19 protein-coding genes and 1 tRNA gene are annotated in these 24,234 nt (G+C 71.4%); 15 read left to right on the plus strand and 5 right to left on the minus strand.

The window, feature by feature from the left end:
* The first annotated feature begins 9 nt into the window (after positions 1-9).
* Positions 10-2,130, plus strand: coding sequence for an ATP-dependent DNA helicase UvrD2 (locus ABIE38_RS00970; RefSeq protein ID WP_354053591.1), 2,121 nt, complete (start codon positions 10-12; stop codon positions 2,128-2,130).
* 21 nt (positions 2,131-2,151) lie between these two features.
* Here the strand turns inward: ABIE38_RS00970 and ABIE38_RS00975 are convergent, their stop codons facing one another.
* Both ABIE38_RS00975 and ABIE38_RS00980 read right to left on the minus strand, forming a co-directional pair.
* Positions 2,152-3,468 carry an ABC1 kinase family protein gene (locus ABIE38_RS00975; protein ID WP_354053592.1) on the minus strand — a complete coding sequence of 439 codons (1,317 nt, stop codon included), beginning with the start codon at positions 3,466-3,468 and terminating at the stop codon, positions 2,152-2,154.
* A gap of 8 nt (positions 3,469-3,476) precedes the next feature.
* Positions 3,477-4,457, minus strand: coding sequence for a hypothetical protein (locus tag ABIE38_RS00980; RefSeq protein ID WP_354053593.1), 981 nt, complete (start codon positions 4,455-4,457; stop codon positions 3,477-3,479).
* A 123-nt stretch (positions 4,458-4,580) separates the two neighbouring features.
* Between ABIE38_RS00980 and ABIE38_RS00985 the strand changes: the two genes are divergently transcribed.
* Positions 4,581-5,279 (plus strand): M48 metallopeptidase family protein, encoded by a 699-nt coding sequence (locus tag ABIE38_RS00985; RefSeq protein ID WP_354053594.1) that lies wholly within the window; start codon positions 4,581-4,583, stop codon positions 5,277-5,279.
* 73 nt (positions 5,280-5,352) lie between these two features.
* Here ABIE38_RS00985 and ABIE38_RS00990 read toward each other — a convergent pair whose 3' ends face one another.
* Positions 5,353-6,723: a zinc-dependent metalloprotease gene (locus tag ABIE38_RS00990; protein ID WP_354053595.1), complete on the minus strand. Its 1,371-nt coding sequence runs from the start codon at positions 6,721-6,723 to the stop codon at positions 5,353-5,355.
* An 80-nt stretch (positions 6,724-6,803) separates the two neighbouring features.
* Between ABIE38_RS00990 and ABIE38_RS00995 the strand changes: the two genes are divergently transcribed.
* The 6 genes from ABIE38_RS00995 to ABIE38_RS01020 all read left to right on the plus strand — a co-directional run bounded on the left by ABIE38_RS00995 (position 6,804) and on the right by ABIE38_RS01020 (position 13,326).
* A complete protein-coding gene (locus tag ABIE38_RS00995; RefSeq protein WP_354053596.1) occupies positions 6,804-7,862 on the plus strand; it encodes a YlbL family protein in 1,059 nt (352 codons plus the stop codon).
* Positions 7,863-7,928: 66 nt separating this feature from the next.
* Complete coding sequence (locus ABIE38_RS01000) at positions 7,929-10,967, plus strand: UPF0182 family protein (protein ID WP_354053597.1); 3,039 nt, start codon at positions 7,929-7,931, stop codon at positions 10,965-10,967.
* A gap of 113 nt (positions 10,968-11,080) precedes the next feature.
* Positions 11,081-11,157, plus strand: a tRNA-Met gene (locus tag ABIE38_RS01005).
* 120 nt (positions 11,158-11,277) lie between these two features.
* On the plus strand, positions 11,278-11,829 hold the full coding sequence (locus ABIE38_RS01010; RefSeq protein ID WP_354053598.1) for a TetR/AcrR family transcriptional regulator: 552 nt from the start codon (positions 11,278-11,280) through the stop codon (positions 11,827-11,829).
* Entirely contained in the window at positions 11,822-12,577 is a 756-nt protein-coding gene (locus tag ABIE38_RS01015; RefSeq protein ID WP_354053599.1) for an ABC transporter ATP-binding protein, read from the plus strand. The genes ABIE38_RS01010 and ABIE38_RS01015 overlap by 8 nt, the downstream gene beginning before the upstream one ends.
* Complete coding sequence (locus tag ABIE38_RS01020; RefSeq protein ID WP_354053600.1) at positions 12,574-13,326, plus strand: ABC transporter permease; 753 nt, start codon at positions 12,574-12,576, stop codon at positions 13,324-13,326. The genes ABIE38_RS01015 and ABIE38_RS01020 overlap by 4 nt, the downstream gene beginning before the upstream one ends.
* Before the next feature lie 139 nt (positions 13,327-13,465).
* On the opposite strand, the gene ABIE38_RS01025 is transcribed toward ABIE38_RS01020, so the two are convergent.
* Positions 13,466-16,408 (minus strand): type II toxin-antitoxin system Rv0910 family toxin, encoded by a 2,943-nt coding sequence (locus tag ABIE38_RS01025; RefSeq protein WP_354053601.1) that lies wholly within the window; start codon positions 16,406-16,408, stop codon positions 13,466-13,468.
* 101 nt (positions 16,409-16,509) lie between these two features.
* Here ABIE38_RS01025 and ABIE38_RS01030 point away from each other — a divergent pair, with 101 nt between their 5' ends.
* The 4 genes from ABIE38_RS01030 (at position 16,510) to ABIE38_RS01045 (ending at position 20,796) form a co-directional block, all read left to right on the plus strand.
* Positions 16,510-17,223, plus strand: a complete 714-nt coding sequence (locus ABIE38_RS01030; RefSeq protein WP_354053602.1) for a TetR/AcrR family transcriptional regulator — start codon at positions 16,510-16,512, stop codon at positions 17,221-17,223.
* A 121-nt stretch (positions 17,224-17,344) separates the two neighbouring features.
* Positions 17,345-18,811: an aldehyde dehydrogenase gene (locus tag ABIE38_RS01035; RefSeq protein ID WP_354053603.1), complete on the plus strand. Its 1,467-nt coding sequence runs from the start codon at positions 17,345-17,347 to the stop codon at positions 18,809-18,811.
* 31 nt (positions 18,812-18,842) lie between these two features.
* Positions 18,843-19,616 (plus strand): enoyl-CoA hydratase/isomerase family protein, encoded by a 774-nt coding sequence (locus ABIE38_RS01040; RefSeq protein WP_354053604.1) that lies wholly within the window; start codon positions 18,843-18,845, stop codon positions 19,614-19,616.
* Between the two features lie 70 nt (positions 19,617-19,686).
* Entirely contained in the window at positions 19,687-20,796 is a 1,110-nt protein-coding gene (locus ABIE38_RS01045) for an NAD(P)-binding domain-containing protein (protein ID WP_354053605.1), read from the plus strand.
* A gap of 7 nt (positions 20,797-20,803) precedes the next feature.
* On the opposite strand, the gene ABIE38_RS01050 is transcribed toward ABIE38_RS01045, so the two are convergent.
* Positions 20,804-21,964: an acyl-CoA dehydrogenase family protein gene (locus ABIE38_RS01050; protein WP_354053606.1), complete on the minus strand. Its 1,161-nt coding sequence runs from the start codon at positions 21,962-21,964 to the stop codon at positions 20,804-20,806.
* A 156-nt stretch (positions 21,965-22,120) separates the two neighbouring features.
* Here ABIE38_RS01050 and ABIE38_RS01055 point away from each other — a divergent pair, with 156 nt between their 5' ends.
* The 3 genes from ABIE38_RS01055 to ABIE38_RS01065 all read left to right on the plus strand — a co-directional run bounded on the left by ABIE38_RS01055 (position 22,121) and on the right by ABIE38_RS01065 (position 24,219).
* A complete protein-coding gene (locus tag ABIE38_RS01055; protein WP_354053607.1) occupies positions 22,121-22,723 on the plus strand; it encodes a TetR/AcrR family transcriptional regulator in 603 nt (200 codons plus the stop codon).
* Positions 22,724-22,890: 167 nt separating this feature from the next.
* Positions 22,891-23,601, plus strand: a complete 711-nt coding sequence (locus ABIE38_RS01060) for a chymotrypsin family serine protease (protein WP_354053608.1) — start codon at positions 22,891-22,893, stop codon at positions 23,599-23,601.
* An 87-nt stretch (positions 23,602-23,688) separates the two neighbouring features.
* A complete protein-coding gene (locus tag ABIE38_RS01065; protein WP_354053609.1) occupies positions 23,689-24,219 on the plus strand; it encodes a hypothetical protein in 531 nt (176 codons plus the stop codon).
* Positions 24,220-24,234: the final 15 nt, after the last annotated feature.

Below are 24,234 nucleotides of genomic sequence, written 5' to 3' on the forward strand. Positions count from 1 at the left end.
CATGGTGGCGTGGATGACGTGCGGCGTGACCGGGACTCGGCCCTCGACGGACTGGACCCCCAGCAGCGGCGGGCCGTCCTGGCGCCCCGCGGCCCCGTCTGCATCCTCGCAGGCGCGGGGACGGGCAAGACGCGCACCATCACCCGGCGCATCGCCCACCTGGTGACCACCGGACACGTCCGGGGGGACCAGGTCCTGGCCGTCACGTTCACCGCCCGCGCGGCAGGGGAACTGCGCATGCGGCTCGCCGGACTGGGCGTGGCGGACGCGGGGACGGGACCGGTCCAGGCGCGGACCTTCCACTCGGCGGCCCTGCGCAACCTCTCCTACTTCTGGCCGCGGGTCTACGGCGAGGAACCCTGGCAGCTGCTCGACGGACAGTTCCGGGCGGTGGCGCAGGCGGTCCGCCGGGTGGGGCTGGATCCCTCGACGGAGACGATCCGGGACGTCCTCACCGAGATCGGCTGGGCCAAGTCCAGTCTGCTCACGCCCGACACGTACGCCGAGCGGGCGGTCGCGCTCAGTCGTGACCTCCCGGCCCCCGCCCCGGAGGTGGCGCGGGCGTTCCGGGCGTACGAGGACCTCAAGGTGTCGGGTCCGGTCCGCATGCTCGACTTCGACGATCTGCTGGGGCACATGGCGGAGCTGGTCGAGGAGGTCCCGGCGATCGCGGAGGAGTTCCGGGACCGCTACCGGTGTTTCGTGGTGGACGAGTTCCAGGACGTCACCCCCGCCCAGCAGCGTCTGCTGTCGGCCTGGCTCGGTCGGCGCGACGACCTCACCGTGGTGGGCGACGTCAACCAGACCATCTACTCCTTCGCCGGGGCCGACCCGAATTATCTGCTCGGATTCTCCGAGCGCTACCCGGAGGCGACCGTCGTCCGCCTGGAGTCGGACTACCGGTCCACCCCGCAGGTTGTCGACCTGGCCAATGCGGTGATCGGGGCCGGCGCTGGGCGGTTCCGATCAGCCGGTCTCACCCTCCGCGGAATGCGTCCGGCAGGGCCCGACCCCGTCCTCACCGAGTATCCGGACGAGGATGCGGAGGCGGAGGCGGTCGCGGGGGCGATCGCCGATCTGGTCCACGGTGGGCTCGACCCCTCGGAGGTCGCGGTCCTCTACCGCGTCAACGCGCAGTCGGAACGCATCGAGGCCGCGCTCGACGAGGTGGGGATCGGCTATCGGCTCAAGGGTGGGGAGGGCTTCTTCGAACGGACGGTGATCAGGCGCGCGATGTCGGCGATCGACAGGCTGGTCGACGGCACCGACGAGGCGGTCACGGAGGAACACTCCGCGCTCACCGACCCCACCGACGTCGCACGGGTGATCCGGGCGTCTCTGGAACCGTTGGGTCTCACGACCGCCGAGCCGTCGGGCGCCCAGGCCAGGGAGAAGTGGGAGTCGCTGACCGCGCTGATGGGCCTGGTGGAGGAGATCGCCACCACCGAGGATCGCCCCGGACTACTCCCGGTGGTCGCCGGTCTGAGAGCCCGCGCCGCCGCGAGGCACGCCCCTGACCAGCGCGGGGTCACCCTGGCGTCGTTCCACGCCGCCAAGGGGCTCGAATGGGATGCGGTGTTCCTCCTCGGGGTGCACGAGGGCAGTCTGCCCATCAGCCACGCGATCAAGGCCGGTCCGGACGCCATCGAGGAGGAGCGGCGACTGCTGTACGTGGGGGTCACCCGCGCACGGGAGCACCTGTCCGTCTCGTGGAGTCGCAGCCGCCGGGCCGGGGGGCGCGCCACACGCCGTCCCAGCCGCTTCCTCGACCCGGTCCGCCCGGCACCGACTCCCGTGGGAAGCCGCCAGACGACCGACTCCCCGGACAAGGGGCGTTGTCGCGGATGCGGGGAGCGGCTGACCGGGCCGATGCACCGGGCGTTGGGATCGTGCCCCGACTGCTCGGTGGAGGTCGACACCGGGTTGTTCGAGCGGCTGCGCGACTGGCGCAGGGAGACGTCGGAACGCATCGGCAAGCCCGCCTACACGGTGTTCACCAACGACACACTCGTGCAGATCGCCCGCGAGCGTCCCGCGGACACCCGATCGCTCGGGCGCATCGGCGGGATAGGGGCGCACAAGCTCGGCGAGTACGGGGACGAAGTCCTCCGCCTGGTCAGGGAGGGCTGACCCCGGCCGGTCCGGAGTGGGTCACTCCTCGTCGGGGAAGATCTCCGGCATCCAGCGGTGGACGATCTGCCGGTACGGGGCGGTCGCCTCGAGTTGGCACAGCATGCCCACGGAGGCCGAGAGCACCCGGTGGATGAGGACGTACTCGCGGGGGAGAGTGAAGGACCGCGAGGTCCGGAACTCACGGCCGGAGACGTCTCCGTACACCGCCATGATCCCCTGCATCCACTTGCGGTCGAAGTGGAACTCGGGCTTGCGCATCGGCTCGATGAAGGGCCCGAGGAAGGCCATCGCGTCCGCGGGGTCCAACCCGCCCCGGCCCACGTACCCCGAGCGCGTCATGAGTGCGAGCAGTTCCTCGGACTCCCCGGCCAGCGCGAGCCGCATCATCGAGGTGAGGACCGAGGGCATGCCGTCCGGCAGCGGGAGTGATGCGCCGAAGTCCAGCACCACCATCCGACCGTCGTCCGCGAGGAGGAAGTTGCCGGGGTGCGGGTCGCCGTGCATCATCCGGGCACGGGTGGGGGAACAGAACTGGAACTCCGCCAGCAGTCCACCGGCCCGGTCGCGTTCCTCCTGCGTCCCGCTCGCCGCGATCCGGCCGAGCGTGCGACCCTCGGCCCACTCGGTGACCAGGACCTTCGGGGCGGAGGCGAGCACGGCGGGGACGCGGATCAGCGGATCGTCGCGGAACGCGGCGGCGAACACCCGCTGCGTGTCGGCCTCCCCCCGGTAGTCGAGTTCGGCCACGGCGCTGTCGTACAACTCGTCGATGACCCCTTTGACGTCGGTTCCGGGGTTGAGGGGCCGCAGGAGGGGTGAGAGACGTCGGAGCTGACGGAGGTCCGAGCGCAACGCCTCGTCGGCCCCGGGGTACTGGATCTTCACGGCCACCTCCCGACCGTCCGACCAGACCGCGCGATGCACCTGGCCGATCGAGGCGGCGGCGGCCGCGGAGGTGTTGAACTCGGCGAACCGCTCCCGCCACCGCAGGCCGAGCTGGGTGTCGAGGACCTGCTCGACCTCGGCGGGGGGCAGGGGTGGCGCCTCGGCCTGGAGCTTGGTGAGCGCCTCGCGGAACGGGCCCGCGTACTTGTCGGGCATCCCGGCCTCGAACACGCTGAGAGCCTGGCCCACCTTCATCGCCCCGCCCTTGAGCTCTCCGAGCACGGCGAAGACCTGTTCGGCCGCCTGGTCGGCGAGCTCCTCGGTCAGTACGCCCTCGCCCCTGCCCAGAGCTCGACGGCCCAGCGATCCGGCGGCTCGTCCGGCGATTCCCAGGGGCAGGCCTGCGAGGCGCGCTGCTCGGCGGGATGAGGTGCGGGGGAGATCGGCCACGCCTCCAATCATGACAGAGGATGCCGATATGTCGCCGCGCCGCAGGTACAGCGATCGGAGGCCGGCCACTCGAGCCTCTTCCACAGCCCTTCGGCGGGGTTGATCTCGACGGACGCCCCGATGGTCTGGAGGGGGCGGTCGGCCTCACGGCTGGCGGAGACCTCGGCGAGGACCAGGGCCGCCGCCGCCGTGAGCGCGGGCACACCGGCGGAGGGGGATCGACCGACGAGCTGGGCGGCGACGAACGGCCACCGCGGGTCACGCCCGGCGCGGAACAGGTCCACGCACCGTAGACACGGACTCGCCCCGGGGATCACGGTGGGTCCCACCACCACCCGGCCGTCCCGTGCGTACACGTGCAGATGCACCTGGCCGGCGCGGGTGAGGGCGGAGGCCACCACGGGATCCACCGCGATCGAACCGGTCAGGATCACCAGGTCCGGTGTCGGTCCGCGCCGGTTCCAGGGTGGCCGATCGCGGTCGAAGGCCAGGCCCGGGTCAGGACCGGTCGTCACCCGGCAGCCGTTGACCGACAGTGGCCCGCGCAGTACCTCTGACAGCTGGCCCCTCCCGAGGATGTGGACCTGCCGGACGGTGGTGGGCCGCGGGTTCGGCGCCGGCTCCGGCTCCGGCGTTGCGGCGTCCGGGCCGGTGAGCCGGACGTGGCCGAGCTCGGCCAGGCGGGCCAGGATCCTGGCGACAGCGGGCAGGTCGGCGGCGTCGACCCCTGCCCGGGTGGCGACGTCGTCCAGGTCCGCGCCTGCCTCGAGGTCGAGGAGCAGCGAGGCCAGTCCCCTGGGCCCGCACGAGGTGGGGGCGACCACCACGACCGCGCGGTCCGGAGCCAGGCCCACCTGTACCGACTCGTGGTCTCGCACCACCACGACGGTCCCGGCCCGCAGGACGGCGCGGACGGGGTTCCCGGGGGCGGGGGCACTGTCCGGGGGAGCGTGGGGCGGGAGGACGACGGAGTCGGTCGCTGGTGACACGGGCACATCGTGGCACGCGCACGGTCGCCGTGGGGGAGCTCGTCCGGGGTTGTCCACAGGCCCGGCGCGCCAGGTGCCGCCTGTGGAGAACGGCGTGATCCGACGTCGTCTACCGTGGTCGGCGTGTCGCCCCCGCCCCGCCCGGAACCCGATGTCGACCCGGACCTCCGACCTGACGACGGGCTGCCCACCAGCCCTGATGACCCCCGGATCGAGGTGCGGCGGTCGCGCCGACGGAAGCGGACGGTCTCGGCGCGCGTGGAGGGCCGCACCGTGGTGGTGCTCATGCCGGCGGGGCTGCCCCGGGCCGAGGAGCGTCGACTCGTCGTGGACATGCTGGCGCGCCTGCGTCGTTCGGGAAGGCGGTCGGGCAGCCGCGCGTCCGACGAGGATCTGATGCGACGCGCGACCACCCTGTCGGCCAGGTGGATGGACGGGCGCGCGCGTCCGGCGTCGATCCGGTGGGTGCCCGCCATGACCACCCGCTGGGCCTCGTGTTCACCGGGGTCGGGGGAGATCAGGGTCAGCGACGCGCTGCGTGAGGTCCCCTCGTACGTGCTGGACTACGTCGTCGTCCACGAACTCGCCCATCTCGTGGTACCGGGCGGGCACACACCGCAGTTCTGGGAGGAGGTGCGGCGCTATCCCCGCACCGAGCGGGCCATGGGTTTCCTGGAGGCGTACGCGAGGACTCCCGGGCCGGCCGGCGACGGAGCATCCGGTGGCGGGGAGGGAGTGGGGGACCTGGTGCAGGACGACGATTCGCGGGCCGACGGCCCGGAGTCCGCGCACGGACCCGACGGAACCGCCGATCGACGATAGGTCCCCCGACCCTTCGACCCGCCGACCCTCACACCAGCCGGTCAGGCCGTCGGACGGTCCGCCGGGCAGGTGGTCAGGCGTCCCGTGCGGGACCGTCCGTATCGCTGTCGCCTGATCCGTCCCCGGACCCGGACTCGCGCAGGAACTTCTCGATCTCGTCCACCCCGGACTGGTCCCCGGTGGTCTCGTCGAGGAGCCGGTCGATCACCGCGGCGGGGTTCTCGAGGTCCTCGCCCACGGGGAGCAGGTCCGGGTGGCTCCACAGGCCGTCGCGTCGATCCGTGCCGACCGCCTCTCCGACGCGGCGCCACAGCTCCGAGGCCTCGCGCGCCTTCCGCGGACGCAGCTCGAGACCGACGAGACCGGCGAAGGCCTGCTCGGCCGCTCCACCGGTGGCCCGGCGTCGCAGCCACATCTCGCGCAGCTTGTCGGCGCTGGGCAGGCGGTCACCGACCGCGGCGGTGACAACCGCGTCGACCCAGCCCTCGACCAGGGCGAGCAGCGTCTCGAGGCGGCCCAGCGCGGCCTCGTTGACATTCGTCACCTTGGGGCCGATGGCGCCCGCGCCGCCGGACAGCAGTTCCTGGAGTTTGGTGGGGTCCTGGAGGATGGACGGGTCGAGTCCCGAGGCCAGGTCGTCCAGCCCCGAGGTGTCGACCCGGATCCCGCGGGCGTACTCCTCGACGGTGGCCAGCACCCGCGCCCGCAGCCAGGGCGCTCCGGCGAACAACCGGATGTGCGCGGCCTCGCGCGCGGCCAGGAACACCACGACCTCCTGGCGGGGAAGTTCGAGCTCCTCGGCGAACGCATCGATCGCGGTCGGGCACAGGGCGGCCACGCCGTCGTCCCCGAACGGGAGCCCCACCTCGGAGGAGAACAGCACGGCGGGGGCGAGCTTGCCCAGCCCCTGGCCGAGCTGCATGCCGAAGCCCATTCCGCCCATCTGGTCGAGCATCCCCAGGAGCGGGCCGGCGAGCTGGCGCGCCTCCTCGGGCATCGCCCCCTTGGTGGCCGAGTTCATCTGCTCGGCGACCGGGGTGCAGATCTTCTCCCACGTGGGCAGGGACTGCTCGACCCACTGCTGGGGGGTCCACACCTCGGTCCGGTGCACGCCGGAGGGGAACACCGTGGTCTCGTCCAGCCACAGTTCGGCCAGCCGGACGGACTCCTCGGCTGCGGTCCGGGAGGCATCGCTGACGACCGGGGTGCGGCCGAGGGCCTGCAGCGCCACGGTCCGGGCGAGCTGGTAATTCACCGGTCCGGAGGCGCCGGGTCCACTCATCGCCGACCCCATGGAGCCGAGCATCTGCCCGAACTGGGAGAGCATCTGACCGAACTGACCGAACTGGGAGGGGTCGAAACCGCCGGAGCCGCCCGGGTCGCGGCCCCGGTCGTCGTCGCGACCGTCGTCATCGGAAGCGGAGAAACCGAAGGGCTGGTTCATGCCACAACGGTACAGCCCGTCGGGTGCGCAGGTCCGGGCGCGACGTCACGGTTCCGCCCGCGCGGACTACCCTTGCCCCCGTGAGTCGCCGACTGCTGACCCTCCTCGCCGCTCTGGTCCCGGCGGTGCTGCTGCTCGTCCTGGCCACGTCGGCGACCGTGCCGCTCGTGGCCATGGGCCCCGGACCCACCTACGACACCCTCGGTGAGGTCGAGGTCGAGCGTGGGGACGGGGTGGCGACGGTCCCCGTCGTCGAGGTCAGCGGGCGGGAGGCGGACGAGACCTCCGGGACACTGCGGATGACGACGGTCGCGGTCCGCGACAACCTGACCCTGCTCGACGCCATGAGGTTCTGGCTGGATCCGGTACAGATGGTGGTCCCCCGCGATCAGGTCTTCCCCCCGGAACGGTCCAGGGACGAGGTCCGCGAGTCCAACGCCGCGGAGATGGTGGGGTCGGAGAACTCGGCCGAGGCCGCCGCCTACGGATACCTCGGGATCCCGATGCAGCCCCGGGTGGAGGCCGTCGATCCGGAGGGCGCCGCAGCCGACCGCCTCCGGGAGGGCGACGTGTTGACCTCGATCGACGGGGAGCCGGTCTCGGATTCGACAGCGGTGGTCGAGCAGGTCAGCGCCCACCGTCCGGGCGACGAGGTCCGGATCGGGTTCACGAGGGACGGGCGCGAGGAGACGACGACGACGACGTTGCAGCCCGCGGGACCGGACGGCGATCCCGACCAGGGCCGCCTGGGCATCCTCGTCGGCGACACACCGGCCGACGGGACGGACGTCGAGATCAACATCGACCCGAACGTGGGCGGCCCCTCGGCGGGGCTGGTCCTGGCGGTCGCGATCGTGGACAAGTTGTCCCCGGGCGAGTTGACCGGCGGGGCCGAGGTCGCCGGATCGGGCACCATCCGGGTCGACGGGACCGTCGGGCCGATCGGGGGGATCACCCACAAGATCCGGGCCGCCCGGGATGCGGGAGCGACCGAGTTCCTCGTCCCCGCCGGAAACTGTGCGGAGGCCGTGCAGGACCCACCGGGTGGGATCCGCCTGATCGAGGTGGACACCCTCCGGGGCGCGCTGGAGGCGCTGGAGGAGGCCGTTTCCGGGGGAGAGCCACCGACCTGCGGGTGAGGCGACGCTTTTCCGTAAGGTGGGTTCCACGAGCATGTCCGCCCCAGCAGTCCAGGAGCTTCCCCGGTGTCCGTCCGCCCACCCGGTAATCCCGGTCGGCCGATCGCGATCTCACGTCGCGGCCGAGCCGTCGCCATCTCCATCGTCGTCCTCATCGTCCTGATCCAGGTACTACCGAGGATCAACTCCACCTACACCAACTGGCTGTGGTTCGGCTCGGTCGACGCCACCAGTGTGATGAGGACCGAGCTGCTCACGCGGATCGGTCTGTTCGTCGTGGTCGCCCTCCTGGTGGGACTCGCGATCGCCGCGGGGATCCTGCTCGCCTTCCGATACCGGCCGGTGTTCCTGGCGCAACCGGGGATGCCCGATGCGTTGGCGAGGTACCGGGCGGCTCTCGGTGACTCGCCGGCCAAGACGGTGTTGTGGGTCCCTGTCGCGATCGGGCTCCTCGCCGGTTCGGTGGCGCAGTCGGGCTGGCAGTCGGTCCTGGCGTTCTTCAACTCCACGCCGTTCGGGCAGACGGATGCCCAGTTCGGGCTCGACATCTCCTTCTACGCCTTCGAGCTGCCGCTGTGGCGGTCGATCGTCACCTGGCTCATGGTGGCCGTGGTCCTGGCGTTCCTCGCCAATCTCGTCACGCACTACCTGTTCGGTGGGCTCCGTCCCGGAGCGCGTGAGGGTGCGCTGACCCGCGCCGCCCGGATCCAACTGGTCAGCCTCGCCGGACTGTTCATCCTGCTCAAGGCGGCCGCCTACTGGCTCGACCGCTACGAGCTGCTGTTCCGTGAGAACGCGACGTTCACCGGTGCCGGACACACCGACGTCAACGCGCTGATCCCGGCCAAGATCTTCATGTTCTCCGTGGCCATCGTCTGCGCGATCGCCTTCTTCTCCGCCATCGTGATCAGGGACCTGCGCATCCCCGCGCTCGCCACCGTGCTCCTGCTGTTCTCCGCGCTCGTCGTGGGCTCGGCCTGGCCGCTCGCCGTGGAGCAGTTCTCCGTCAACCCCAACCGCGCCGAGAAGGAGCGGGAGTACATCGCCCGCAACATCGAGGCCACGCGGGCCGCCTACGACATCGGTGACGACCGCGTGACCTACATAGAGAACTGGGGCTCGGCCGACCCCAACCCGCGGGAGGCGGGCTCGGACGTCACGACACTGTCCAATGTCCGCGTGCTCGACCCCAACGTCCTCTCGCCCACGTTCACGCAGCTGCACCAGCTGCGGAACTTCTACGGCTTCCCCGAGACGCTCGGCATCGACAGGTACACGATCGATGGTGAGATGCGGGACTTCCTCGTGGCCGCCCGTGAGCTCAACCCTGAGTCCCTGCAGGCCAACCAGCGGGACTGGATCAACCGGCACACCGTCTACACCCACGGCAACGGGTTCGTCTCCGCGCCCGCCAACCGCGTCAACGAGATCGCGGACGACGCCGGTTCGGATCGCGGCGGACTGCCGAACTTCCAGGTCTCCGACCTCGAGGCGATCGCCAGTGGCCAGGAGATGGTGATCCCGGTGACCCAGCCACGGACCTACTTCGGTCCGCTCATCGCCCAGTCCGACCCCGACTACGCCATCGTCGGCGACAACGGTGAGGGCCCCCGCGAGTACGACACGGACACCGAGCAGTACACCTACACCGGCGAGGGCGGGGTCCCGATCGGCGGTTGGATCAACCGCACGGCCTACGCGCTGAGGTTCGCCGAGCGCAACATCCTGCTGTCCAGCCTGATCGGCGCCGATTCCAAGATCATCTACGACCGCGACCCCCGGGACCGTGTCCAGAAGATCGCACCGTGGCTCACCACCGACACCAACACGTACCCGGCCGTGATCGACGGCCGGATCAAGTGGATCGTCGACGGGTACACCACCCTCAAGACCTATCCGTACGCCGAGCTCAGTTCGCTGGAGGCCATGACGGCGGACTCGACCAACGAGGCCGGTGGCCGGGTGCTGCCGGACGAGGAGGTCTCGTACATCCGCAATTCGGTCAAGGCCACGGTCGACGCCTACGACGGCACGGTGGACCTCTACGCGTTCGACGAGTCGGACCCGGTGCTGCAGACCTGGATGAAGGCCCTGCCCGGCATCGTGCAGCCGCGGGACGCGATCTCGGAAGAGCTCGAGGAGCACCTGCGGTACCCGGAGGACCTGTTCAAGGTCCAGCGTGAGCTGCTGGCCAAGTACCAGGTCGACGACCCGGGCCAGTTCTTCACCAACGACGCCTTCTGGTCGGTGCCCTCGGATCCCACAGTGACCTCGTCGATCCAGAACCCGACCCCGCCCGCGGGCGGGCCTGCCGGTGGGCCGGCGGGTGCGCAGGCCGCCAACCGCGGTCCGGTGGAGGGCCCGAGCCAACCGCCGTACTACGTGGTGGTCTCCGACCCGACCGACCCCGAGTCGGACGAACCGTCGTTCCAGCTGATCTCCGCGTTCCGCGGGTACGAGCGTGAGTTCCTCGCGGCACACATGTCGGCGAGCTCGGACCCGGACACCTACGGCGACATCACGGTCCGGGTCCAGCGACCCACCGAACCGCTGTCCCAGGGCCCGAACCAGGCGCAGGACATCATGATCGCCTCCCCGGCCATCGCCGAGGACCGCCGGTTGTGGGGTGAGACCGCCGAGATCACCGAGGGCAACCTCCTCGCGTTGCCGTTGGCGGACGACTCGGTCCTGTACGTGGAGCCCATCTACACCCAGCGAAAAGACCAGGACACGGCGTTCCCGCGGTTGCTGCGAGTGATGGTCTCCTACGATCGCGCGGTGGGTTACGCGCCCACTCTGTACGAGGCACTCCGGCAGGTGGGGATCGAGGCCGACCCCGACGTCGTGCGGATCGACGAGAGCGGCGAGGCCGAGGCCGAAGCCGAGGCGGAGGACTCGGGGTCCCCGACCGCCGCCAGCATCCCGCGGCCGGCGGCACCCGCCACCGGCGGAGCGGACGAGGCCGAGCGGGCCACCGCCGTGCGGAACATCAATCAAGCCCTGAACGCGGTCCGTTCGGCACAGGGCGGGGACCTGTCCGCGCTGGGACAGGCTCTCGAGGATCTGCAGGAGGCGGTCGATGCCTACCAGGCCCTCGGGAACTGACCTGACCAGGGGATATGCCGCCCCAGTTGTGAGTTAGGTCATGTTCTGTTCGTTTCGCGTCCACCGATTTGCCTTCCGCGGTGACTGGCACGTAGTGTCATAGACGCAAACGACGCGGGGTGGAGCAGCTCGGTAGCTCGCTGGGCTCATAACCCAGAGGTCGCAGGTTCAAATCCTGTCCCCGCTACCACGAAAAGGCCCCCTGACCGGGTGAAGATCCGGTCAGGGGGCCTTTTTCGATCGTGCGACAGGGCGCCGCCAGAAGTGCGGGCATTGCGCGCGACCGGCGTTAGTCACTAACATTCGGTGCATGGGCCGATCCGAGCAGACGCGCGAGCGACTACTTCGTGCCGCCTTGGAACTGATGGGTGACCGCGGGTACGACGGCGTCACCACAGCGGCCGTGGCCAGACGAGCGGGCGTCAGTGAGATGACCCTCTTCCGCCACTTCCCGACCAAGGCGGCGCTACTCGTGGACGACCCCTACGACCCCCTCATCGCGGACGCGATCGCGCGCCGGCCGGCGGACGAGGCCCCGTTGACGGCGGTCGTTCGCGGGATCAGGGACTCGTGGCACTCGGTGCCGGAGCCCGCCGCCGAGGCCGTGCGCGAGCGTCTCCGGATCGTCGCCGAGGCCCCGTCTCTCGCGGGTGCTCTCGCAGCGGGGAGCCGGGCCACGGAAGACGCGATCGTCTCCGCTCTCGCCGGGCGCGCCGTGACCCCGCCCGACGCCCGCATCGCCGCCGCCGCCGTCGTGGCCGCCCTCAACGCGTCGCTCCTCGAGTGGGCGGTCGGCACCGATCCGGATCTCGACAGCGCCCTGGAACACGTGTTCCGTGTCCTGGAGGGCCGCGATGACTGAGCCCGCGATCCGCGCCGAGCGGGTGACCCGCTGCTTCCGCGACGGCGCGGGCATCCACGGCGTCGACCTCACGGTGGAGGAAGGGGAGATCGTGGCGCTCGTGGGGCTGAACGGAGCGGGCAAGACGACCCTGTTGCGTGTCCTGCTCGGGATGCTGCGTGCGGATGCGGGCCGTGTGCTCCTGCGCGGTCGCGTGCTCGCCGGCGCCTCTCCTCCCGCCGAGGAGTGGGCCTGCGTCGGGCAGTTCGTCGACGGAGCTCCCGGATACCCGGAACTGACCGTGCGTCAGAACCTCATGTCGAGCGCGAGGCTACGGGATGCTCGGGATCCCGGCGCGATCGTCGACTCGGCGATGCGCACGTTCGCCCTGGAACCGTACGCCGACCGGCGCCTGCGGGTGTTGTCGCTCGGTAACCGGCAGCGGGTCGGGCTCGCCGCGGCCCTGCAGCACTCGCCGTCCGTCGTGGTGCTCGATGAGCCGGGCAACGCCCTCGACCCCCGGGGTGTCATCCTCCTCCGCGAACACCTCGTCGGGCTCGCGGGCGCGGGGGCGGGCGTCCTCGTGAGCAGTCATCACCTCGACGAGGTCGCCCGTATCGCCGACCGCATCGTCGTGATGAACGGCGGACGCGTCATCGGGGAGCTACCGCCCGGGGGGTCGGAGCTCGAGAGGGCCTTCTTCGAGGCGGTCCGGCTCGACGACGAGTCCGCACAGGACGCCGCGGCCGAGGGCGGCGACCCGCGGTGAGTCCCGCGCTGTCGACCGAGGCGGTGAAACTGCGGTCCTCGCTGGTGGGGGTCGTCGCCACGACCGCGATCGTCGGGGGGATCGCCGTGCTGTCGGGTGCGATGCTGCTCGCGGTGACCTCCGGGCAACCCGACCTCGTGGCGAAGCTCGGCCCCGGAGCCACCGCTGACTGGGCCGGCCTGCTCTTCTCGGCAGCGCAGATCACCGGCGCCGGGGGCCTCCTCGGCTACGGCATCGTGCTGGCCTGGATCTTCGGGCGCGAGTTCTCCGACGCCACCGTGAGCGGGCTGTTCGCCCTGCCGGTCGGGCGGGGGTCGATCGCGGCGGCCAAGATCGTCGTGTTCGCCCTGTGGAGCGTCGGGACGGCGCTCGCCCTGACCGGTGCGCTCGTGGTCGTCGGTCTGGTCGGGGGGCTCGGAGCCCCGCCGTCCGAGGCCTGGGCCGGCCTCGCGCGTCAGGCCGCGCTCGGGGTGTTCACGAGTGCGATCGTCACTCCCGTCGCCTGGGTCACGACCCTGACGCGATCGACGCTCGCGGGAGTCGCGGCGACGATAGCTATCGTCATCGTGGCCCAGGTGGGCGTTCTCGCCGGCGCCGGGGGATGGATGCCCTTAGCCGCCCCCACGCTGTGGGCGATGGGCGACGGGGGCGCGGTATCCCCACTGCAGCTGGCCCTCGTCGGGGTGATCCCTGCGGCATCGGCCACCCTCACCATCGTGGCGTGGCGCCGTCTTCGGCTCGATCGCTGACGGTCGGCGGACGACCGGACCGTTGCGCGTGGTCCTGTCTCCGCCCGAGTGCGCGAAAGGCCGGTCGACCGAGGGCTACCACGCACTCAGGCCCGGTTCCTCTTATGGAACCGGGCCTGAGTCCATTTCGGGCGCGTGCCTAGCGGCCGCTCCAGCGGGGCTCGCGCTTCTCCGCGAACGCGGCCACGCCCTCACGGGCGTCGTCGGACAGCAGCACCGGGCTGGCCAGCTCGCTCTGGATACCGAACGCCTCCTCCGGGCTCCAGGTGGGCGCCTCGTCGATGATCCGCTTGCCCGCGCTGACCGACAGCGGGGCATTGGCGGCGATGCGCCGGGCGATCTCCATCGCGGTCTCCAGCGCCTTGCCCTCGGGCACGACCCGGTTGACCAGACCCAGCTCGGCCAGTCGCGAGGCGGGGAGGCCGTCTCCGAGCAGCGCGAGCTCGAGCGCCACCGGCCGCGGCAGGCGGGTGGCCGATCGCCACAGCCCTCCGGCCGCGGCGAGGAGGCCGCGCTTGACCTCGGGGAGACCGAACGAGGAGTTCTCGGCGGCCACGATGAGGTCGGCGCACAGCACGAGCTCGAAGCCCCCGGCGAGCGCATGTCCCTCGACCGCGGCCACGGTCGGCTTGGTGGGCGGTTCGGCCGTCAGACCCAGCGGGCCACGGCGGTCGGTGACCGGCACCTGGCCGCGATTGGCCCCGGAGAGGTCCATGCCCGCGCAGAAGGTGTCCCCGGTCCCGGTGAGGACGATGGCGCGCACGGCCGAGTCGTCCTCGGCGTCGTCCACCGCGCGCTCCAACTGGATCGCGGTGGCCTGGTCGATGGCGTTCTTGGCGTGGGGACGGTTGAGCGTGATCACCCACACCGAGCCGTCACGGCGGGCGAGGACCGGCGCGGTGGGAGGCTCGGGGAGTTCCTGCCGCTCGCCCTCGATGACGACGCGGTCGCCGTCGATGCGCAGAGTCCGGCGCAGCGGGGCGCCGGAGGTGAGCGCGGCGATGTCCTCGGCGCCCTCGCGCCGCAGGAGGACGCGGGCGCCGTCCGGGGTGATGGCGGAGACCACGGCGGCCTCGGCCGCGCCGTCGCGTCCGTGGGGGACGGTCACGGCCTCGACCACCGCGGGGCCGTCGAGCTCCGTGCGGGCCGGCCGCGGCGCAGGACGCTCGATCGCCGGCTTGAGGTGCGCGAACGGGCGGCTCGGGGGCTTTCCGGAGTAGATGCCGAGTGCATGTTTGGTGGCGTACCAGCCGAGCGAGGTGGACAGGCCGTACTGGTCCGGGTTCTCGCGCAGCAGCGGGACCAGAGTCGAGACGGCGTGCAGCCCATAGTTGTTGCCGGGTCCGCCGGCCGAGGTGAGTCCGCCGGTCACGCTGAGAGGCCGCGACGGATCCTGCCAGGGCAGGCCGAGGGCGCGGGCGCCGAGCTGCACGGCCGAGGGGAAGCAGGAGTAGAGGTCGATGGGGCCGAGGTCGCTCGCCGTGATGCCCGCGTGGCCGAACGCGGCGGCGCCGGCGGCGGCGATCGCGGGGGAGCGGGTGAGGTCGGCGCGCTCGGAGACGAACCACTCGTCGGTCGCCGAGGCGCCGGCGTGCAGGAACACCCACTTGTCCTGGGGGATCCCGAGGGCCCGGGCCGCCGCGACGCTGGCCACGATCACGCCCGCGGCGAGGTCCACCTGGAGGTTGGCGCACATGAGCTTTGTGTACGGGGCCGAGACGGTGCGGTTGGACGCGCTCGGGTAGCCGATCCCCTCAGGCGTCCGGGCGGTGGGGTCCCACGCGTACGGGTTCTCGGCCGCGATCGCGCTGTGGCGCGACCACAGGTCCGCGATGTGCTGCTGGTGCGCCTCGGCCGTCTCGCCCGAGTCGGACTGGAGGGCGGATTCGATGAGCGAGTAGACGTAGATCGGGGCGCCCAGCCCGACGCTGGTCTCGGCTTCGTTGTTGGCCGGCCGGTCGACCCCGATCACCCGGTCGGGGCCGCGGTCCGGGTCCTGGGTGGTCCACTCGGGCTCGCGTCCCCGGGCCTGCAGCGCCGCGACGGTGGCCCCCGCCTCGGCGCCGCTGACCAGCGCCAGGTGGGCGGTCCGGTCCGCGATCCGCTGGGCGGCGTCGTTGACCGCCAGCTGGGCTCCGTCGCCGCCGTAGGGGGAGGTCTGCACGGTCTCGGCGAACTCCGCGCCGACGGCCTCGGCCACGAACCCGGCCTGGTCGGGGTAGGTCCAGGAGGCACTCGGAACCGCGTAGACCAGATCTGCGCGGGCCAGCAGCGGCCCCTCGGCCCCGGTGTCGGCGGCGGCGGCCTCGAGGGCCTCGACGGACATGACGGCCGGCTCGGCGGCGGTGGCCGGATCCGGGTCGCGGCGGACGATCTGGCCCACGCCGATGATGACCGGGGTCGACGGGTCGAGCATCTCGCCGGTGCGCTCGTGGCGGACGGCCTCATCCGCGTAGCGGCCTGGTCCGCCGCCGCCGTCGACGAGGCCCGCCAGCGCGTCCAGCGAGTCGGTCAGGGCCGCCTCGACGCTGCGGACGGCGGTGAGGCCGACCGGGCCGCGCACCGGCGGACCGTCCAGGGCGCCGTCGAGGCGAACCGCACTGCCGCCGGACGTGGGCACGATGGTGCACCAGAGTCCGACCGTGATACCCATCGGACCCTCGCCACGCAGTTCGAACCCGGTCTCGTCGGCCTTCTCGACGGCCCAGCGCACCTGGACGGGGATGTCCATGAGCTTCATCTGCTGGACGAACTCCCCGCCGGTGGCGAGCTGCTCGGTCCGCTCGCCGCGCCAGGACAGGTGGAAGGTCAGCCACTCGTGGGTCCGGTTGGTGTCCAGCACCACCTCGAGGATCGCGGCCGGCGGTGCGCCTATCGCGCGGGCGGCGTCCACCTGCCGGGCGTAGCCGGAGATGCCATCGGGGGCGGGGACGGTCACGTCCGCGGCGGGCGCCGACGAACCGATGCCGGGGATGACCCGGGAGGCCAGATCCTCCAGCGTCGTCAACGCCGTCTGAGCCAGGACAGGGGCCAGGGTTCGACCGGTGTCGACGAGGCTCTTCACGTGGAATTTCTTGGACATGGATGCCACTTTCCGTCTGGTCGGACTGTTTTGTGAATCATGCCGACCGGAGCGGCCCGGTGGCAAGTCCCCGCGGCGGTGTCCCGAGTAGTCTCTCGGCCATGTCAGCCCCTCGTCGTCCGCAGCAGGAGCGGTCCGCCGCCACCCGCCTGAAGCTCATCGAGGCCGCGTACGAATCGCTGCTCGACCGTGGCTACGGTGCGACGACGGTTGGTGAGGTGCAGAACCGTGCGGGGGTCGCCCGGGGCACGTTGCTACACCATTTCCCCACCAGGGGGTCGCTCATGGCGGGCGTCGTCGAAGACATCGTCGAGCGTCGGCTTCGCGTCCTGACCTCGACAGGGCGCGGCGGCGGGGCGCGCGCCTGGGGCCGTGCCGATGTCGAGGTCGATGACGACGACGCTGATGATGACGACGACGATGATGACGACGGCGGGGCGCGCGACGACGTGCCGTTGGCCACGAGCTGGGACGACGTGGTGGACCTGGTCTGGGAGGAACTCCAGGGGCCGCCGTTCACGGTCTCACTCGAGCTCTGGGTGGCCTCACGCACCGATCCCGAGCTCCGCCGGGCGCTCATCCCGCTCCAGGAGCGCATCTTCCGCACGGTGCACCGGAACGTCACACGGCTGGCAGGGGAGGACCATCCGCGCGCGCCGATGCTGGTGCAGTTCACCATCGACCTGCTCACAGGAGCTCATCTGGCCGGGACCCTACAGCCCATGGTCGGCGCCTCGGCCGTGGTCGAGGCGTGGAAGGTCGCGGTCCGCGAGCTGGCCCGGGTGGACGGGGGGCAGGCGCCGGCGCATCGCTGAGCCTGCCGACGGGAATCAGTGGAACCGCCCCGGGCGAGGCCGGCACAGCCTACTTTGGACAGGTGTCTGTTCGGTTGTCTGATGTAGCGGCCGAACGCCCCGCGACGGCAGGAGAGCCCCCATGACCACTTCACTCGACCGCGACGCCCTTCTGATCGGCACCGAGTGGCGCTCGCCCGCGACGGACAACGTCATCGAGGTGATCAGTCCCCACACCGAGGAGATCGTCGCCCGCGTCCCGGAGGGCTCGGTCGCCGACATGGACGCCGCCGTGGCCGCGGCGCGGGAGGCCTTCGACTCGGGTCCGTGGCCGAGGATGACTCCCGAGGAGCGGATCGAGGTGGTCGCCCGACTCTCGGCCCTCTACGCCGCACGACTGGACGACATGGCGACCCTGATCTCCACCGAGATGGGGTCACCGATCTCGTTCAGCAAGCTGGCCCAGGCCCCCGCCCCGTGGATGCAGATCGAGGCGTTCGTCGCCATCGCCCGCGAGTTCCCGTGGGAGGAGACCCGGCCGGGCGTGCTCGGCGGGGAGGTGCTGGTCCGCCACGAGCCGGTGGGCGTGGTCGCGGCGATCCCGCCGTGGAACGTCCCCCAGTTCACCGTGCTATCCAAGCTGATCCCGGCCTTGCTCACCGGCTGCACGATCGTGATCAAACCGGCTCCCGAGACCCCGCTCGACACCTACCTGCTGGGCGAGCTGCTGATCGAGGCCGGGGTCCCGGCGGGCGTGGTGAGCATCGTGGCCGGCGGCCGCGAGGTGGGGGAGCACCTCGTGCGCCACCCCGGGGTCGACAAGGTGGCCTTCACCGGGTCCACCGCGGCGGGCCGGAAGATCGGGGCGATCTGCGGCGAGCAGCTCAAGCGGTGTTCGCTGGAACTCGGGGGCAAGTCCGCGGCGATCGTGCTGGACGACGCCGACCTCACGAGCGTCGTCGAGGGGATCAAGTTCCTGGGTGTGATGAACTCGGGTCAGGCGTGTGTGGCGCAGACCCGGATACTCGTGAGCCGGGACCGGCACGACGAGGTCGCCGGGGCGCTGGCCGAGGGGATCGGGTCGATGGTCGTCGGCGACCCGTTGGATCCCGCCACGCAGATCGGGCCGATGGTGGCGCAGAGGCAGCAGGAGCGCGTGTCCTCCTACATCGAGCTCGGGCAGCAGGAGGGCGCCCGGCTCCTCACCGGCGGGACCGGCCGCCCGGACGGACTGGCCACCGGCTGGTACGTCCAGCCGACAGTGTTCGCCGGGGTCGACAACTCCATGCGGATCGCGCAGGAGGAGATCTTCGGGCCGGTCCTGTCGGTGATCGCCTACGACGACGTCGATGACGCCGTCCGCATCGCCAACGATTCCGAGTACGGGCTGGCGGGCACGGTGTGGACGGCGGACCGGGAGGCGGGCTTGGGCGTGGCCCGCCGGGTCCGCACCGGCACCTACGGGGTCAACACGTACACGATGGACTTCTCTGCCCCGTTCGGCGGCTTCAAGGCGTCCGGGGTCGGTCGCGAGTTCGGTCCCGAGGGCCTGGCGCAGTACACCGAGGTCAAGTCCGTCTACCTCGACGCGCCCGCGGCCGACGCCTGATCCCGCCGTGGAGAGGACATCGCCGTTACAGGTGCGGGACGCCGACCGCGTCCGCACACTGACACTCGCGCGACCTGAGGCGCTCAACGCGTTCGACGAGGCGCTGTACGACGCGCTCACCGTCGCGTTGCACGAGGCGTCGGACGATCCGGGCGTGGCGGTGGTGCTGCTCACCGGGGAGGGTCGGGCGTTCAGTGCCGGGACCGACCTGGTCGAGATGGCAGCCCGGGTCACCGATCCCGATTTCGTCCCCGGCGAGCACGGGTTCATCGGCCTGATCGACGCCCTGGCCGCGTTCGACAAGCCCCTCGTCCTGGCGATCAACGGGCTCGGCCTCGGGATCGGCACGACCGTGATCGGGTTCGCCGACCTGGTCTTCATGGCCGACGACGCCCGCCTCAAATGCCCCTTCACAAGTCTCGGGGTGGCGCCCGAGGCCGCCTCGAGCTACCTGCTCCCTCGGCTCGTGGGTCGGCAGAACGCCGCCTGGGTGTTGCTGTCCTCCGAGTGGATCAGTGCTGCCGAGGCCCGCGAGATGGGCCTGGTGTGGCGTCTGTGTCCGTCAGAGGAGCTGTTGGCGGTGGCCACCGAGCACGCCACGCGCCTGGCGAGGTTGCCGATCTCGAGTCTGCAGGCGGTCAAGCGGACGATGGTCGAGCCGCTGGCCCGCCAGATCGCCGAGGCGCGTGAACGCGAGAACCAGTGCTTCGCCGAACTCATGGGCGGGCCCGCGAACTCCGAGGCCCTGGCCGCGTTCGCCGAGGGGCGGCCCGCGGACTTCACCGCGCTGCCCGACGGGGCGTGACGGCGGGGTACCGAACGACCGCCCGCCCTCATCACCCGCCCCGGGGCCGGTGCGCGACGATGATGTGGTGATGGTCGACGTCGACGTGGTGGTGATCGGTGCCGGACAGGCCGGCCTGTCCGCGGGGTACCACCTTCAGCGCCGGGGGTACGTCCACGCCGACCGGGCCGCCTCCGGCGACCGGACCTTCGTCATGCTCGACGGCGAGGACGGCCCCGGCGGGGCGTGGCGGCACCGCTGGGAGTCGCTCACCATGAGCACCGTCAACGGCATCTTCGGGCTCCCGGGCGTCCCGGTGCCCGAGGTGGATCCCGCGCTGCCCAGCCGCGAGGTGTTGCCCGCCTACTTCGCCGACTACGAGGAGCGCTTTTCGCTGGGGGTCCGGCGCCCGGTGCGGGTGCGGCAGGTGCGCCGGACCCACGGTCGGCGGGACGGCACGGGAGGCGGCCGCCTCGTCGTCGTCACCACCCGGTCCGACCGGGCCGGCGACGACGACGAGGTGTGGCTCGCGCGGTACGTCCTCAACGCCACGGGAACGTGGACGCGACCCTTCTGGCCGCACTACCCCGGGCGGGAGAGCTTCCGCGGGCGCCAGGTCCACGTCCACGACTACGTCCGCGCCGAGGAGTTCGCCGGGCAGCGCGTGGTGGTCGTGGGCTCGGGGATCTCGGCCACCCAGCTGCTCGAGGAGATCTCGCGTGTGGCCGACACCCTCTGGGTGACCAGGCGGGAGATCGAGTGGGCCACGGGACCGCCCCCGGAGAACTTCTCGGCCGCCATCTCCGCGGTCGCCGAGCGCACGGCCATGGGTCTGCCGCCGGAGAGCGTGATCGGGGTGACCGGCATGTACCGCACCCCGTGGATCGATCGCGCCGAGGCCCGCGGCGCGCTCGTCCGGCACCCGATGTTCACAAGGATCGAGCCCGACGGGGTGCGGATGCCCGACGGGACCCTCGAACCCGCTGACGCCATCCTGTGGGCCACCGGCTTCCGCCCGGCGGTGTCCCACCTGGCGCCGCTCGGACTGAGGACCCCGGCGGGCGGGATCCGCGTCCTCGACGGGCGGGCGCTGGACGAGCCCCGGTTGTTCCTTATCGGCTACGGCCCGTCCCAGTCGACCGTCGGGGCCAACCGGGCGGGCCGTGACGCCGTCCGTGCGATCACGACCGAGATCGGATGAGCCGAGATCAGAGCGTCCGGGAGATCAGCTCCTTCATGATCTCGTTGGTCCCGCCGTAGATCTTCTGGACGCGGGCGGAGGCGTACATCCGCGCGATCGGGTACTCGGTCATGAAGCCGTAGCCGCCGAAGACCTGCAGGCAGCGGTCGATGATCTCGCACTGCTTGTCGGTGCAGAAGTATTTGGCCATGGACGCCGTAGCCGGGTCCAGCTTGCCCTCCAGGTGCAGGGTGATGCAGTGGTCCAGGAGGGTGCGGGCGGCCAGGGCCTCGGTCTTGCACTCGGCCAGCTCGAAGCGGAGGTTCTGGAACTTCAGGATGGGCTTGCCGAACGCCTCGCGCTCCTTGGCGTAGTCGATCGCGAGCCGGACCGCGGTCTCGGCCGCGGCCACGGCGGTGACGGCGATGATGAGCCGCTCCTGGGGCAGCTGCTGCATGAGCTGGATGAAGCCCTGGCCCTCACCGTCTTCGCCGCCGAGGATGTTGGCGGCGGGGATCCGCATGTCGTCGAAGAACAACTCCATCGTGTCCTGGTACTTCAGACCGATCTTGTCGAGCTTGCGACCGCGGTCGAAACCCGGCAGGTCGGTGGTCTCGGCGAGGAGCAGGGACAACCCCTGGGCGCCCTCGCCGCCGGTGCGGGCCACGATGATCAGCAGGTCGCAGTGCATGCCGTTCGAGATGAACGTCTTGGCGCCGTTGACCACCAGATCGTCGCCGTCGCGGACCGCCGTGGTGCGCAGCGCCTGGAGGTCGGACCCCGCTCCGGGCTCGGTCATGGCGATCGCCCCCACCATCTCGCCGGTGGCGAGCTTGGGCAGCCAGCGGGTCTTCTGCTCCTCGGTTCCGTACTGGAGCAGGTAGTGGGCCACGATCGTGCTGTGGACCGAGTTGCCCCAGCCGTCGTCGAGCGCGCGGGTCTGCTCCTCGGCGATGACGGTCTCGTGCGCGAACGTGCCCCCGCCGCCGCCGTACTCCTCGGGGATGGAGATGCACAGCAGGCCCGCATCGCCGGCCTTGTTCCAGAACCCGCGGTCCACGGCGCCCTCGGCGGCCCACCGCTCGAGGTTCGGCGCGGTCTCCTTGTCCAGGAACGCACGCGTGTGGGCGCGGAGGGCGTCCAGGTCGTCGGTCATCCACGGGGAGCGGTAGGGGGCGGTCTCGAACACGGGGGATCTCCAGGGGTCGGTCGCGTGGGCCCGGGCGGCCCCGCTCGATCACCACAATACGAGTGCATGCTTTGCTATGCAATCGTATTGTCGCGGTATCGTCTCAGGCATCGATCGAACGCAGACGCCGTTCGAGGGCGGGAAGGGGTGGGGCGCATGGCCGGAACCACTGCCGACCGGGGCGTGGCCGCGGACGGGGACCTCACGGCGCGGGCGCGGATCCGTTACGCCGCACTGGCCCTGTACGCCGAGCACGGCGAGGACAGGGTCTCGATGCGCCGGGTGGCCGCCGAGGTCGGGGTGACGATCGGCCTGATCCAGCACCACTTCGGCACCAAGGACGGCCTACGCAGGGCCGTGGACGACCTCGTGGTGGAGCGGGTGGTCGGGGCGTTGTCGACGGTGGAGCACACCGGGACGGCCGCGGAGGTGGTGGAGGCCCGGAACGTCGCGGTCCGCGAGATGCTCCGGCAGAACCCGCAGCTCGTGAGCTACCTCAACCGGGCCCTGCTGGAGCCCGACGGCCGCGGGGCGCCGCTGCTGGAGGCGATCGTCGACCTCACCACCAGGGAGGTCGAGGGACTGCGACGCGGAGGTCTCGCCTCCACTCGGACCTCGGACAAGGTCCAGGTGGTCCGGACGCTCGTCGACCAGGTGGGGGAGTTGTTCCTCCGGCCCGTGGTCGAGGCGATCTGGGCGCATATCGGTGGCGACCCGGGCGAGTGCCCCTCGATCAGGATCACGGTCGAGGGGCACTGAAGCTGGCCGGGCTTCGCGTCCGACCGGGCTCGTCGTCTGGCCGGGCCTCGCGTCCGACCGGGCCGCCTTGAGGGGCGGCCCGCGCCCGTCGTGCAGTCGCAGCCCGCGCCCGTTAGGCTGTGAGCGCGTATACCCGGGCAGTCTGCCGGGGTGGGAAGGACACGCTCATGAGGTTCACCGGTCTGGCCAAGCTCGCAGTGACCGCCGTGATGGCCGGTGCGACCGCCCTCGCGGTACCCGCCGTGGCCCAGGCCGCGATCCCGGTCTCCGGAGGAACCCCCGTGCTGGTCAACGGGGTTGCCGGGTGCACCCTCACCGCAGCGGGTTACGACGCCGCCGGTACGCCCGTCGCCTTCACCGCCGCCCACTGCAGCGACCGGATCAACGCCCCGGTCGTCCTCCGTGGCGACCCGGGAGCCGGAGTGATCGGCACCGTCGCGACGCGCAACGAGATCCTCGACTACTCGGTGATCCGCCTCAACCCGGGCGTCGTGGTGCCCGTGCGTCAGCCCGGGGTCACCGGGCGTGGTGCCCCCCCGGAGTTCGGCGACGTGGTGTGCAAGGACGGTATGTCCACCGGCCATACCTGCGGCATCACGTGGCAGCGGGACGGAAACGAGTTCTGGAGTCACGCCTGCGCCGGATACGGGGACTCCGGCGGGCCCGTGACCCGCGACGGCCGCCTCGTGGGGCTGCTGTCCGGCGGACACATGCCGCCGGCCGCGGGATCGGTCGGAAGCGTCGGCGCTATCCTGCCGTCCTGCCTCCACCCCGTGCAGTCACCCGTCTTCCTCCCGGCGCTGGCCTACTCGTTCGATGCGATCGTGACCGACGCCACGGACCGCAACTGGCCCGGACGCGGCTTCCGGATGGCCTGACCTGCGGCCGGACCGACCGCCCGAAACCGGTGTGGACCACCGGCCCACCTGGTACGACTGGGGTCACCCCGGACGAGAGGTGGACCCATGACCCGCACTGACACCCCTGTTCCCCCGGAGCGACGCGACCGGGCGAGCCGGGGAGTGTTCATGATCCTCGCGCTGGTCGTGGTGGTGATCGTCGTCGGCGTCCTGGTGTTCTTGTTCACGGGTAACGCCGAGGAGTCCGCGCAGCCCGCTGCGGAGGATCCCCAGACGGCGCTCGCCGACGCCATCACCGCGGAGGTGCAGGACGCCGGCGTCGAGTTCGAACCGGGCCTGGTCGCCGTCGACTTCCCCCTCCCACCGGATGCCACCCCGGCCGCCGCCGCGGAGTCCGCCCAGGACGACTCGATCAGTATTCTTCGCGCCGTTCAGGATTCCGACTGGTCGGGGACGGTGGAGATCACCGCCTATGCTGCCCCCGGGGACCAGCCGGAGGACCAGAACGGGCAGGAGATGGTGAGGATGGTGTACCTGCCCGAGACGGTCGATCAGCTCGACCCCGACGGGATCGGTCGCGAGAACGTGTGGGCCGAGGCGGACGAGCAGTTCGTCGATCCGGCCCTGACCGGGTAGGTCGATCCGGCTCTG

This window comes from Dietzia sp. 2505 (assembly GCF_040546785.1).
Taxonomy (GTDB): Bacteria; Actinomycetota; Actinomycetes; order Mycobacteriales; family Mycobacteriaceae; genus Dietzia.

Excerpts from the sequence above, each read along its gene's own strand:
- ABIE38_RS01060 (WP_354053608.1), top strand. The coding sequence starts at position 22,891 with ATGAGGTTCACCGGTCTGGCCAAGCTCGCAGTGACCGCCGTGATGGCC.
- ABIE38_RS01030 (WP_354053602.1), top strand. The coding sequence starts at position 16,510 with ATGTCAGCCCCTCGTCGTCCGCAGCAGGAGCGGTCCGCCGCCACCCGC.
- ABIE38_RS01025 (WP_354053601.1), bottom strand. The coding sequence starts at position 16,408 with ATGTCCAAGAAATTCCACGTGAAGAGCCTCGTCGACACCGGTCGAACC.
- ABIE38_RS01055 (WP_354053607.1), top strand. The coding sequence starts at position 22,121 with ATGGCCGGAACCACTGCCGACCGGGGCGTGGCCGCGGACGGGGACCTC.
- ABIE38_RS01015 (WP_354053599.1), top strand. The coding sequence starts at position 11,822 with ATGACTGAGCCCGCGATCCGCGCCGAGCGGGTGACCCGCTGCTTCCGC.
- ABIE38_RS00990 (WP_354053595.1), bottom strand. The coding sequence starts at position 6,723 with ATGAACCAGCCCTTCGGTTTCTCCGCTTCCGATGACGACGGTCGCGAC.
- ABIE38_RS01035 (WP_354053603.1), top strand. The coding sequence starts at position 17,345 with ATGACCACTTCACTCGACCGCGACGCCCTTCTGATCGGCACCGAGTGG.
- ABIE38_RS01065 (WP_354053609.1), top strand. The coding sequence starts at position 23,689 with ATGACCCGCACTGACACCCCTGTTCCCCCGGAGCGACGCGACCGGGCG.
- ABIE38_RS01045 (WP_354053605.1), top strand. The coding sequence starts at position 19,687 with ATGGTCGACGTCGACGTGGTGGTGATCGGTGCCGGACAGGCCGGCCTG.
- ABIE38_RS01010 (WP_354053598.1), top strand. The coding sequence starts at position 11,278 with ATGGGCCGATCCGAGCAGACGCGCGAGCGACTACTTCGTGCCGCCTTG.